Here is an 11615-nt window from a genome sequence, read left to right on the forward strand (position 1 = left end):
CGTAACCTCATGAAGAGACATTTTTCGAGGGAAACGTGGTGAACAAGTTGACCCTGCTGTGCCTGCCGTACTCCGGCGCCAGTGCCATGGTCTACAGCCGCTGGCGGCCGAAGCTGCCGCAATGGCTGCAACTGCAACCGGTGGAACTGCCGGGGCGCGGCGCACGGTTCGACGAGCCGCTGCACACCGACATGCGCGTACTGGCGATGCAACTGGCCAGGGAATTGCGCCCGACACTCAAAACCCCTTATGCGCTGTTCGGCCATAGCCTGGGCGCGCTGATGGCCTGCGAAATCGCCCATGCACTGCGCGCGCTGGGTTGCCCGGAGCCGGTGGCGCTGTTCGCTTCGGGCACTGCGGCGCCGACCATGCGCGCCGATTACGACCGCGGTTTTGCCGACCCGAAGACCGACGCCGAACTGATCGACCAGCTGCGCACGCTCAACGGCACTAGCGAGGAAGTGCTGGCCAACGCAGAGTTGATGAGCCTGACCCTGCCGATCCTGCGCGCGGATTTCCTGCTCTGCGGCAAATTCCAGCCGTTGCAGCGCCCGTTGCTCAATTGCCCGGTGCATGTGTTGGGCGGCAAGGCCGACAAGGCCACCACTGAACAATTGATCGGCTGGAGCAAGGAAACCTCCGGCAGCTTCTCGGTGGACATGCTGGCCGGCGGGCACTTCTTCATTCATGAACACGAAGCCAGGGTGCTCAAGGTGATCAAGGATCAACTGGAGGTGCATCACCGTCGCCATGCCATGGCTGCAACCGCCTGAGCACCGAAACGATCTGTGGGAGCGAGCCTGCTCGCGATAGCTATTTTGCAGACGATGCTGCGTTGTTTGTCGAACCGCCATCGCGAGCAGGCTCGCTCCCACAGGATTTTGTTTACCACTGAAATCCGCGCTTTACCTCCCGCCTGACACTTCTTCTCAATCGCTAATTTTTCCGGTCTGCATTCGTTTTATAGGGACGACGTGCCTTTGTGCGGCCTGTGCCTACTGATCCGGATGCCAAGAAATGAATGCAGAAGACTCCTTGAAACTCGCTCGCCGGTTTATCGGGTTGCCCCTGGAAAAGCGCCAGATGTTCCTGGCTGCCCTGGCGAAAGAAGGGGTGGATTTTTCCCGGTTCCCGATTCCCGCAGGCGTCGAGGCCGAGGATCGGCAGGCGCTGTCGTATGCCCAGCAACGCATGTGGTTTCTCTGGCATCTGGACCCGCAAAGCGGCGCCTACAACCTGCCGGCGGCGGTGCGCCTGACCGGTCGCCTGAACCAGCCGGCGCTGGAGCAAGCCTTCGCCAGCCTGATCGAACGTCACGAAACCCTGCGCACGGTGTTCCAGCAGCAGCCTGACGACAGCCTGCTGCAAGTGCCGCTGCAACAACCGCTGGACATCCAGCGCATCGACCTCAGCGATTTGCCTGCCGCCGAACGTGAAGCCCGTGTGGCCGCCGCCGCGCAGGAGCAATCGCTGCTGCCGTTCGATCTGGCCAACGGCCCGCTGCTGCGGGTGCGCCTGTTGCAACTGGCCGAGCAGGAACACGTGCTGTTGCTGACCTTGCACCACATCGTCTCCGACGGCTGGTCCATGAACGTGCTGATCGACGAATTCTGCCGCTGCTATGACGCCCACGATCAGGGCCGCGCTGCCGAACTGCCGCCGCTGACGGTGCAATACAGCGACTACGCCCTGTGGCAGCGCCGCTGGCTGGAGGCGGGCGAACAGCAGCGTCAACTCGACTACTGGCTGGCGCAGATGGGCGACGAACATCCGGTACTGGAATTGCCGGTGGATCACCCGCGCCCGGTGCTGCCGAGCAATCAGGGTCGGCGTCTGGAACGCGTGGTGGACGCTGCGCTGGTCGAGCAATTGCGCGGCATCGCCCGTCAGCACGGCGTGACGCTGTTCATGCTGTTGCTCGGCACCTTCAATATTCTGCTGCACCGTTACACCGGCCAGACCGACCTGCGCGTCGGAGTGCCGATTGCCAACCGCAACCGCCGGGAAATCGAAGGGCTGATCGGTTTCTTCGTCAACACTCAGGTGCTGCGCGTCGAACTGGACGGCCAGACCTCCATCGCCGATCTGCTGCGTGACCTCAAGGAAACCGCCCTCGGCGCCCAGGCCCACCAGGACTTGCCGTTCGAGCGTCTGGTCGAGGCGCTGAAACTGGAGCGCAGTCTCAGTTACAACCCGCTGTTCCAGGTGATGTACAACCACCAGCCGGAAGTCGCCGACGTCACCACGCTCAAGGTCGGCAGCGGTCTGGAGCTGGGCGTCATCGAGTGGGAAAGCCGCAGCACCCAGTTCGACCTGAGCCTGGACACCTACGAGAAGGGCGGGCAGCTGCACGCGGCGTTCACCTACGCCACGGATCTGTTCGAGCCGGAAACCATCGAGCGCATGGCGCGTCACTGGATGAACTTGCTGCACAGCATCGTCAGCGATCCGCAGCAGCGCGTCGGTGAAATTGCTTTGTTGGAAACGACCGAGCTCGAACAACTGACTCAGGACTGGGGCCGTCACGACACCCAATGGCCGAGCGAGCGCCCGGTGCATCAACTGTTCGAAGCCCAGGCCGAACTGACAGCGGATGCCGTCGCGCTGATTTTCGACGGCCAGCGACTGACCTACACCCAGCTCAACGCCCGGGCCAATCGCCTGGCGCGCACGCTGCTGGCGCAAGGTGTCGGCCCGGACGTGCTGGTGGGCGTGGCGGTGGATCGCGGACTGGAACTGATCGTCGCGATTCTCGCCGTGCTCAAGGCCGGCGGCGCTTATGTGCCGCTGGATCCGCAATACCCGCGCGATCGCCTGCTGTGCATGATCGAAGACAGTGGCAGCCGCTTGCTGCTGACTCAAAGCCATTTGCTCGACCGTTTGCCGGTGCCGCAGAACGTCCAGAGCCTGTGTCTGGATCAGGCCGAAATCTGGGCCCACACCGATGAAAGCAATCCGCAACGCACCGTGTGGGCCGACAACCTCGCCTACGTGATGTTCACCTCCGGCTCCACCGGTCGCCCGAAAGGCGTCGGCATCAGCCACGGAGCCCTGAGCAAACACGCATTCGCCTCGCAGCATTACTACGGCCTGAGCGCTGCCGATTGTGCGCTGCAATTTGCGACCTTCAACTTCGATGCATTCGGCGAGCAGCTGTTCGGCCCGCTGACCTGTGGCGCCTCGGTGGTGCTGCGCGGCAACGAAGTGTGGGACAGCGAAACCCTGTACCGGAACATTGTTGAACACCGCATCACGGTCATGGACCTGACCACCGCTTACTGGAACATGATCGCCAAGGAATTCGCCGCCGCCGGCCCGCGTGACTACGCGGCGCTGCGTCAGGTGCACAGCGGCGGTGAAGCGATGCCGCCGGAAGGTGTGCAGGCCTGGCGTCAGGCCGGGCTCGAGCACGTCAAACTGCTCAACACCTACGGCCCGACCGAGGCCACCGTTACGGCGACTACCCTCGATTGCAGCGACTACGTGTTCGGTCGCCAGCCGTTGCAATTGACAATGCCGATAGGTCAACCACTGCCGGGTCGTCACACTTATCTGCTGGATGCTGACGGCCAGCCGACCCCGGTCGGTGTGGTCGGTGAACTGCTGATCGGGGGTGAATTGCTCGCGCGCGGTTACTTCCAGCGTGCCGATCTGACTGCCGAACGCTTCATTCCCGATCCGTTTTCCAGCACTGGGGCGCGCCTGTATCGCACCGGCGACCTGGCGCGTTACAACGCCCTCGGCCAGCTCGAATACGTCGGCCGGGTTGACCATCAAGTGAAGATCCGTGGTTTCCGTATCGAGCTGGGCGAAGTCGAAGCGCGCCTGCTGGAACTGAACGACGTCAGCGAAGCCGTGGTGCTGGCAGTGCAGGGCGGCAGCAGCCTGCAACTGGTGGCGTATGTGGTGCCGAAAGATGCGTCCGTGGTTGCAGCGACGGTCGACGAACAAGGCGCGGCGCGGGAAGCGATCAAGGCGCAGCTCAAGGACAGCCTGCCGGATTACATGGTGCCGACGCAGCTGTTGTTCCTCGCCGAACTGCCCCTGAGCCCGAACGGCAAACTGGACCGCAAGGCCTTGCCGGCGCCAGACGCCAGCCAGATGCAGCAGGCGTTCGTCGCGCCGCGCAGCGAGCTGGAGCAGAAAATCGCCGGCATCTGGCAGGACGTGCTCAAGCTCGAACGGGTCGGCCTCACCGACAACTTCTTCGAACTGGGCGGTGATTCGATCATCTCGATTCAGGTGGTCAGCCGCTCGCGTCAGGCCGGGATTCATTTCAGCCCTCGCGATCTGTTCCAGCATCAGACCGTACAAGGTCTGGCCAGCGTGGCGCAGCAGGGCAGCGGTAGCGTGAGCATCGATCAGGGCCCGGTGACCGGCGAACTGCCGTTGCTGCCGATCCAGCAGGTGTTCTTCGAAGACCCGATTCCCCAGCGTCACCACTGGAACCAGGCGGTGCTGCTGCGCAGCCACCAAGCCCTGAACGCCGAAGCACTGTTGCAGGCGCTGAATGCATTGCTTGCCCATCACGACGGCCTGCGTTCGCGCTTCGTTGAAGGCACCGAAGGCTGGCGTGCCGAAGTGGCGCCAACGGCTTATGATCCGGAACTGTTGTGGACCGCCGACACGCTGGCCGACAGCGAACGGCAAGCGCTGTACGCCAAGGCCCAGCAAAGCCTGAACCTGCAAAACGGCCCGCTGCTGCGCGCGGTGCTGGCGACCGTCGCCGATGGCAGTCAGCGTCTGCTGCTGGCGGTGCATCACCTGGTGGTGGACGGTGTGTCGTGGCGGATTCTGCTGGAAGACCTGCAACTGGCTTATCAACAGGCTGCGCAAAAAAACGCAATCAAACTGCCGGCGAAAACCAGCGCCTACAAGGTCTGGGGCGAGCATCTGCAAGCTTATGCCGCGACCGAGTCGTTGCAGGCCGAACTGGGATTCTGGAAGCAACAACTCGACGGCGCGGCACTGGATCTGCCCTGCGACAACCCGCAGGGCAGCCTGCAAAGCCGTCACGCCCTGGTGCTGCACAGCCGCCTCGACAAAACCTTCACCCAGCAATTGCTGCAACAGGCCCCGGCCGCTTACCGCACACAGGTCAACGATCTGCTGCTGACCGCACTGGCGCGAGTCATCAGCCGCTGGACCGGCCACGCCGACACCCTGATTCAGCTGGAAGGCCACGGCCGCGAAGACCTGTTCGACGACATCGACCTGACCCGCACCGTCGGCTGGTTCACCAGTCTGTTTCCGGTACGTCTGACACCGGCGGATTCCGTTGCGGCGGCGATCAAGCAGGTCAAGGAACAACTGCGCGCCATTCCGAACAAAGGCATCGGTTTCGGTGTGCTGCGCCATCTGGGCGAGGCGTCCACCCAGGCCTGCCTCAAGGCGCTGGCGATGCCGCGCATCACCTTCAACTACCTCGGCCAGTTCGATGGCAGCTTCGATGCCGAGGACGGTGCACTGTTCAGCCCGGCCGGTGAAAGCGCCGGGCTCGAGCAAAGCCTCGACGCGCCGCTGGACAACTGGCTGGGCGTCGAAGGTCAGGTCTACGACGGCGAACTCGACTTGCGCTGGACCTTCAGCCGCGAGCAATTCAACGAGGCGACCATCGCCCGTCTGGCCGAGGATTACGAGCGCGAACTGCAAGCCTTGATCAGCCATTGCTGCGACGCGGATTCGATGGGCGTGACGCCGTCGGACTTCCCGCTGGCGCACATCGATCAGGCGCAACTGGACGCGATCCCGGTGCCGGCCGCGGGCATCGAAGACATCTATCCGCTGTCGCCGATGCAGCAGGGCATGCTGTTCCACACCTTGTACGAACAGGGCGCCGGCACTTACATCAACCAGTTGTGCGTCGATGTCGACGGCCTCGATCCCGAGCGTTTCCGTGCGGCGTGGCAAGCGACCATGGACGCTCACGACATCCTGCGCAGCGGCTTCATCTGGCAGGGCGAATTGCAGGAGCAACTGCAAATCATCCATCGCCAACTGGCGCTGCCGTACACGCTGCTCGACTGGCGTGAACACAGCGACATCGCCCAGGCCCTCAAGGATTTCACCGCCGCCGATCTGGCCGAAGGGTTCGACCTGACTCAGGCCGGGCTGCTGCGCGTGACCCTGATCCGCGTCAGCGATAACCGACATCACCTGATCTTCACCAACCACCACATCCTGATGGACGGCTGGAGCAGCGCGCAGATGCTCGGCGAAGTCCTGCAGCGTTATGCCGGCCAGCAACCCCCGCGTCCGATCAGCCGTTACTCGGATTACATCCAGTGGCTGCAACGTCAGGACGCGGCGGTCAGCGAAGCGTTCTGGCTGCAACAACTGGCGGATTTCCACGAGCCGACGGTGCTGGCGCAAGCTGCGGCCGGCGGTGGCGAAGTTCGCAGCGAGGTCGGTCATCTGCTCAAGCATTACGACCTCGAAGCGTCGCGCACCGGTCGTCTGAATGCGTTTGCCCGGGAGCAGAAAGTCACCGTCAACACCTTGGTGCAAGCCGCGTGGCTGCTGCTGTTGCAGCGCTACACCGGCAGCGCCTGCGTGGCGTTCGGCACCACCGTGGCCGGGCGTCCGGCGGAACTGGTGGGCATCGAGCAGCAGGTCGGTCTGTTCATCAACACCTTGCCGTTGATTGCGGGCAGTCGTCCCGATCAGACCGTGGCCGCGTGGCTGGCGGCGGTGCAGGCGCAGAACCTGTCGCTGCGCGAGTTCGAACACACACCGCTGGCGAGCATTCAGCGCTGGGCCGGGCAGGGCGGCGAGTCGCTGTTCGACACGCTGCTGGTGTTCGAGAACTTCCCGATTTCCGAAGCGCTGCAACACGGCACCGCCGAAGGCGTGGTGTTCGGCGAAGTCGCCAACCAGGATCAGACCCACTATCCGCTGACCCTCGGCGTGACGCTGGGCGAAACCCTGGCGCTGCACATGAGCTTCGACCAGGCGCATTTCAGCGTCGCCACGGTCGAGCGCCTGAGCGCGCAGTTGCTGCATCTGCTGGAACAGTTCGCTGAATCCGCCGAGCGTCGTCTCGGTGAAATCGCTTTGGCCACGGCTGACGAACATGCGCGGCAACAGGCGCAAAATCATCCGCAGGCGTACCCGACCGATATCGCCGTGCACCAGCGCTACGCCCGATTGGCGGCGCTGCAGCCTGATCGCACGGCGGTCATTTTCGATGGCAAGCATTACAGCTACGGCGAACTGGATGCCCGGGCCAACCGTCTGGCCCATGAACTGGTGGCCCGTGGCGTGCGCGCCGAAGTGCGGGTCGGCGTGGCGATGCCGCGCGGCGAAGGTCTGATCGTCGCCTTGCTGGCGGTGCTCAAGGCCGGCGGCGCCTATGTGCCGCTCGACACCAGCTACCCGCGCGAGCGTCTGGCGTACCTGATGCAGGATTGCGGTCTGGCGCTGCTGCTGAGCGATTCCCGCGTGTCGGCGCAACTGCCTATCGACGACGCCATGAGCGTGCTGGAACTGGATCGCCTCGACCTCAGCGGCCATTCGGCGCAGGCGCCGGTGGTGACGATCGATCCGGACAATCTGGCCTACGTGATTTACACCTCCGGCTCCACCGGCAACCCGAAAGGCGTCAGCGTCACCCACGGGCCGCTGGCGATGCACTGCCTGGCCATCGGTGAGCGCTATGAAATGCGCGACAGCGATTGCGAATTCCACTTCATGTCGTTCGCCTTCGACGGCGCCCATGAGCGCTGGCTGACCAGCCTGACCCACGGCGGCTCGCTGTTGATTCGCGACGACAGCTTGTGGACACCGGAGCAGACCTACAACGCGATGATCGAGCACGGCGTGACCGTGGTCGCGTTCCCGCCGGTGTACCTGCAACAACTGGCCGAACACGCCGAGCGCGTGGGCAATCCGCCAAAGGTGCGCATCTACTGCTTCGGCGGTGATGCGGTTCCGAATGCGAGTTTCGAACGGGTCAAGCGTGCGCTGAACCCGGAGTACATCATCAACGGCTACGGCCCGACCGAAACCGTGGTCACGCCACTGATCTGGAAGGCTGGTCGCGATGTGCCGTGCGGCGCCGCCTACGCGCCAATCGGCAGCCGCATCGGCGACCGCAGCGCGTACGTGCTCGACGCCGATCTGAATCTGTTGCCGCAAGGCATGGCCGGCGAGCTGTACCTCGGTGGCAGCGGCGTGGCCCGTGGTTACCTGAATCGCCCGGCGATGACTGCCGAGCGCTTTGTCGCGGACCCGTTCAGCGCAAGCGGTGGCGTGCTGTACCGCACCGGCGATCTGGTGCGCCAGCGTGCCGACGGCACGTTTGACTACCTGGAACGCATCGACAACCAGGTGAAGATCCGTGGTTTCCGTATCGAACTGGGTGAAATCGAAGCCAGTCTGCAAGCCCTCGACGGTGTGCGCGAAGCGGTGGTCGTGGCCCAGGAAAGCGCTGGCAGCAAACGGCTGGTGGCGTACGTCGTCGGCGATTCGCAACAGGCGGATTTCGCCGAGCAACTGCGGGCGCAACTCAAGGCCACGCTGCCAGCGCACATGGTCCCGGCCTACGTGCTGACCCTCGAGCGCATGCCGCTGACGCCGAACGGCAAACTCGATCGCAAGAACCTGCCCAAGCCTGACGTCAGCCAATTGCAGCAGTCTTACGTGGCGCCGCAAAGCGCGCTGGAGCAGCAACTGGCGACGATCTGGCAGGACGTGCTGAAGCTGGAACGCGTCGGCCTGACCGACAACTTCTTCGAGCTGGGCGGCGATTCGATCATCTCGATCCAGGTGGTCAGCCGCGCCCGTCAGGCCGGGTTGCGCTTCACCCCGAAAGATTTGTTCCAGCACCAGACCATTCAGGCCCTGGCCAATGTGGTGCAGACCGGCGAGCCGGTGCAACCGATCGATCAGCAACCGGTGACCGGCGAAACGGCGTTGCTGCCGATTCATCAGTGGTTCTTCGCCCAGCCGATTCCCGACCGTCATCACTGGAACCAGTCGGTGATGCTCAAGACCGCTCAGCTGTTGGATGCTTCTGTTCTGGAGCAGGCACTGGATGCACTGGTCGTGCATCACGACAGCCTGCGCCTGGACTTTGCCGAGCAACCGCAGGGCTGGACGGCGCAGTACCGCGATGTTGAAACCCGGGCCGGCGAAACCGTGCTGTGGCAAGTCGAGGTCGCCGATCTGGCGGCCCTTGAAGTGCTGGGCAATCAGGCCCAGCGCAGTCTGCAACTGAGCGGCGGTTCGCTGATCCGTGCGGTGCTGGCGGACCTGGCCGATGGCAGCCATCGTCTGTTGCTGGTGGTCCATCACCTGGTGGTGGATGGCGTGTCGTGGCGGATTCTGTTCGAAGACCTGCAAAGCGCTTACCGGCAAATCCAGTCGGGGGCGGCCGTGCAGCTGCCGGCCAAGACCAGTGCGGTGAAAGCCTGGACCGAAGCGTTGCAGGACTACGCCGGCAGCGCGCCGTTGCAAGCCGAGCTGGGCTTCTGGCAACAGCATCTGCAAGGCGCATCGAACACTCTGCCGTGCGACAACCCGCAGGGTGGCCAGCAACATTGCCAGGCCATGTCGATCCGCACGCCGCTGGACAAAACCCTGACCCGCCAACTGCTGCAAGAGGCCCCGGCGGCCTACCGCACCCAGGTCAACGACCTGCTGCTGACCGCGCTGGCGCGGGTGATGGTGCGCTGGACCGGTGACGACAATGTGCTGGTGCAACTGGAAGGGCACGGTCGTGAAGACCTGTTCGATCACGTCGACCTGACCCGCACCGTGGGCTGGTTCACCAGTCTGTTCCCGGCAAAACTGACCCCGACCGCTGACCTCGGCGCGTCGCTGAAACAGATCAAGGAGCAACTGCGGGCGATTCCGAACAAAGGCATCGGTTTTGGTGCGCTGGCGCACTTGGGTGACGACCACGCCCGGGCCGTCCTGCAGGCGTTGCCGACGCCGCGCCTGACCTTCAACTATCTGGGCCAGTTCGACGGCAGTTTAGAGGCCGGCGACGCAGCGCTGTTCGTGCCGACCAGCGAATCCGGCGGTGAAGAAGTCAACCTGCAAGGCCCGCTGGGCAGCCCGCTGGCCCTCGACGGCAAGGTGTTCAACGGCGAGCTGGACCTGAGCTGGACCTTCAGCCGCGAGATGTTCGAGCCGGCGACCATCCAGCGTCTGGCCGACGATTACCTGCAAGAGCTGACCGCGCTGATCGCCCATTGCTGCGACAGCTCCAACCGTGGCGTGACCCCGTCGGACTTCCCGCTGGCGACCCTGACCCAGGCCCAACTCGACGTACTGGCGCCACAGCCGCAGACCATCGACGACATCTACCCGCTGTCGCCGATGCAGCAGGGCATGCTGTTCCACACCTTGCTCGAACACGGCAACGGCGACTACATCAACCAGATGCGTCTGGACGTCGATGGCGTCGACCCGCAGCGTTTCCGCGCCGCGTGGCAAGCGGTGGTGGATGCTCATGACATCCTGCGCACCGGTTTCGTCTGGCAGGGCGATCTGGAGCAGCCGGTGCAAGTGGTGCAGCGTCAGCTCGAAGTGCCGTTCCGGGTACTCGACTGGAACGGTCAGAGCGACGTTGATGCCGCGCTGAAAAAACTTGCCGATGAAGAACGTGCCCAAGGCCTCGACCTGAGCTGCGCACCGTTGCTGCGTCTGGTGCTGGTGCGCATCGCTGAAAACCGTCATCACCTGATCTACACCAACCATCACATCCTGATGGACGGCTGGAGCAGTGCGCAGTTGCTCGGCGAAGTGTTGCAGCATTACAGCGGCGCAGCGGTGCCGCGTCCGACCGGGCGTTACCGCGATTACATCGCCTGGCTGCAGCGTCAGGACGCCGCGACTGCCGAAGCCTACTGGCTGGCGGCGCTGGGCAATCTGCAAGAGCCGACGCGTCTGGCCGATGCCATCGCGCGGCCGAGTGCCGGTCTGCCGAGCGTCGGTTATGGCGATCATTTCCAGGTGCTCGATGCCAGCCTGACCCAGCGTCTGGGCGAGTTTGCCCGAGCCTCGAAAGTCACCGTCAACACCCTGATGCAAGCCGCATGGCTGCTGCTGTTGCAGCGCTACACCGGCAAGGAGTGCGTGGCGTTCGGCGCCACCGTTGCCGGGCGCCCGGCGGATCTGCCGGGGGCCGAGCAGCAGGTCGGCCTGTTCATCAACACCTTGCCGGTGATCGCCGCGCCACAAGCGCAGCAGAGCCTGGCCAGTTGGCTGCAAGGCGTACAGGCGCAGAACCTGGCGCTGCGCGAGTTCGAGCACACACCGCTGGCGCAGATCCAGCGCTGGGCCGGGCAGGGCGGTGACGCGCTGTTCGACAGCCTGATGGTGTTCGAGAACTACCCGATTGCCGAAGCGCTGGAGCAAGGCGCGCCGCAGGGCCTGCGATTCGGTCCGGTGCAGAACCACGAACAGACCAACTATCCGTTGACCCTGCTGGTGCATCTGGGCGCCGAGCTGTCGGTGCACTTCAGCTACCAGCGCGACCGTTTTGCCGACGCCAGCGTGGCACAACTGGGCGCGCACTTGCAGCGTTTGCTCGAGCAGATGACCGAGGCGGGTGAGTGCTCGCTCAGCCAATTGCGTCTGATCGAGACGGCGCCGGTTTCCACCGACTT

1 protein-coding gene and 1 pseudogene are annotated in these 11615 nt (G+C 64.0%); both read left to right on the forward strand.

The features are described 5' to 3' along the window. The first annotated feature begins 35 nt into the window (after positions 1 to 35). Positions 36 to 773, forward strand: coding sequence for a thioesterase II family protein (locus C6Y56_RS09370; RefSeq protein ID WP_169429608.1), 738 nt, complete (start codon positions 36 to 38; stop codon positions 771 to 773). 418 nt (positions 774 to 1191) lie between these two features. Next, a pseudogene (locus tag C6Y56_RS09375) lies at positions 1192 to 11571 on the forward strand (amino acid adenylation domain-containing protein); the annotation flags it as partial. Positions 11572 to 11615: the final 44 nt, after the last annotated feature.

The organism is Pseudomonas fluorescens (assembly GCF_012974785.1).
In the GTDB taxonomy this organism is placed as follows: domain Bacteria; phylum Pseudomonadota; class Gammaproteobacteria; order Pseudomonadales; family Pseudomonadaceae; genus Aquipseudomonas; species Aquipseudomonas fluorescens_BT.